This is a genomic window from Rhodopseudomonas sp., assembly GCF_036404135.1.
Classification (GTDB): domain Bacteria; phylum Pseudomonadota; class Alphaproteobacteria; order Rhizobiales; family Xanthobacteraceae; genus Rhodopseudomonas_A.
Genome location: NZ_DASWPE010000161.1, coordinates 1 through 1,948 on the forward strand (window position 1 = coordinate 1; position 1,948 = coordinate 1,948).

General features: G+C 66.4%; 1 protein-coding gene and 1 pseudogene. One reads left to right on the plus strand and one right to left on the minus strand.

The annotated features are described in order from the left end of the window. On the plus strand, nucleotides 1-1,361 hold a 1,361-nt coding region (locus VGC77_RS18905), incomplete at its 5' end, for an ATP-binding protein (RefSeq protein ID WP_331173107.1). A 234-nt stretch (nucleotides 1,362-1,595) separates the two neighbouring features. On the opposite strand, the pseudogene VGC77_RS18910 reads toward VGC77_RS18905, so the two are convergent. Next, nucleotides 1,596-1,948 (minus strand): annotated as a pseudogene (locus tag VGC77_RS18910) (TrpB-like pyridoxal-phosphate dependent enzyme); the annotation flags it as partial.

The following is a 1,948-nucleotide window of genomic DNA, read 5'->3' on the forward strand; positions in this document are numbered from 1 at the left end:
CGGATGGCGGGATTGCCGGGCTGCGCACCGACGTCACCGATTTCAAGCTGGTGGAGGCCGCGCTGCAGCAGCGGGTGGCCGACGTCGAAATGGCGCGCAACGATCTCGAGGCCCAGCAGAGCGAACTGATCGAAGCCTCGACCGCGCTCGGCCTCGCCCGCGATACCGCGGAAGCCGCCAATCGCGCCAAGTCGGATTTCCTGGCGATGATGAGCCACGAACTGCGCACTCCGATGACCGGGATGATGGGCATGATCGCGCTGTTGTGCGACACCCCGCTCGACGACGAGCAGCGCCAGCTCGCCGACATGGCGCGGGAGTCCACCAGCAACCTGCTGCTCGTGATCAACGACATCCTTGATCTGTCGAAGCTCGAGGCCGGACGCTTCACGCCGGAGGCGATCGGCTTTGACGCGCACCGGCTGATTGAGGGCGTGGCGACGCTGCTCGGCGCCAAGGCCAACAGCGACGTGCTGCGGGTCGAAACCGCGATCGACGCGGCGATGCCGCCGTGGCTGATCGGCGATCCGAACCGGATCCGGCAGATCCTGCTCAATCTGGCCGGCAATGCCATCAAATTCACCGAGCGCGGCTCGGTGCGGATCGCGGCGTCGCATCGCGAGCTCGGCGATGATCGGATCGAACTGCGGATCGCGGTCACCGATAGCGGGATCGGCATTTCGCCGGAGATTCAGGCGCGGCTGTTCACGCCGTTCACCCAGGCGGATTCCTCGGTGTCGCGCAAATATGGCGGCACCGGGCTCGGATTGGCGATCTCCAAGCAGTTGAGCGCGATGATGGGCGGCGCGATCGGCGTCACCAGCGAGGCGGGCCAGGGCTCGACGTTCTGGTTCACCGTGCGGTGCGAGCGCGGCGTCGCCCCGGTAGTCACCGCGCCGCCGCTGCAGCCGCTGCAGCCGGTGGTGCGCCGGGCGCTGAACATCCTGGTCGCGGAGGACAATCCGATGATCCAGAAGCTGATCAAGAAGCTGTTGGTCAAGCGCGGGCATCAGATGCAGCTGGTCGGCAACGGCCAGCTTGCGGTCGATGCGGTGCAACGCCAATCCTACGATCTGGTACTGATGGACATGCAGATGCCGGAGCTGGACGGCGTCTCGGCGACAAGGATCATCCGCACCCAGACGGGTCGGTCACAGGCAGAGCTGCCGATCATCGCGCTGACCGGCAACGCCCTGGTCGGCCAGCGCGAGGAGTGCCTGGCCGCCGGCATGAACGACTACCTCACCAAGCCGTTCGAACCCGACGATTTCTACGCCATCATCGAGCGCTGGTCGAAGGTCGCGGCGGATCAGGCGGAGGCGGCCGCGGCCAAAGCAGACCGACGGGCCATCGCACAGTAACCGCCGCGAAGTCATCAAGACAAAAACAACCGCAGCAGGGGACCTTGGCCGCGTGTTCCGAAGGTTCGATCGAGCAACGCGCTTCACGTCGGCCGTCATTCCGGGGCGCGAGCGGCGGGCGCCGCGAGCGAACCCGGAATCTTGCCGCGGACGCAAGAACGACCGTGTTGCGAGATGCCGGGTTGGCGCGAGCTTGCGTTCGCGCCGCAGAATGACCGCCTTGCGGTTGCTGCGTTACGCCGCGATGCTCGGCAGGCCGGCCAGCGACTGCGCCAGTTCGGCCTCGTCGTAGTCGAGGTCGACCAGCTTGCCTTCGAAGAAGTTGATATAGGCCTGCATGTCGAAATGGCCGTGGCCGGACAGGTTGAAGACGATGGTCTCCGCCTTGCCCTCGGCCTTGCAGCGCAACGCCTCGTCGATCGCGCAGCGCACCGCATGGGTGGATTCCGGCGCCGGCACGATGCCCTCGGCGCGGGCAAACTGCACCCCGGCCTCGAAGCAGCCGCGCTGCTGATAGGAGCGCGCCTCGATCAGGCCGAGTTCATAGGCGTGCGACACCATCGCGCCCATGCCGTGATAGCGCAGCC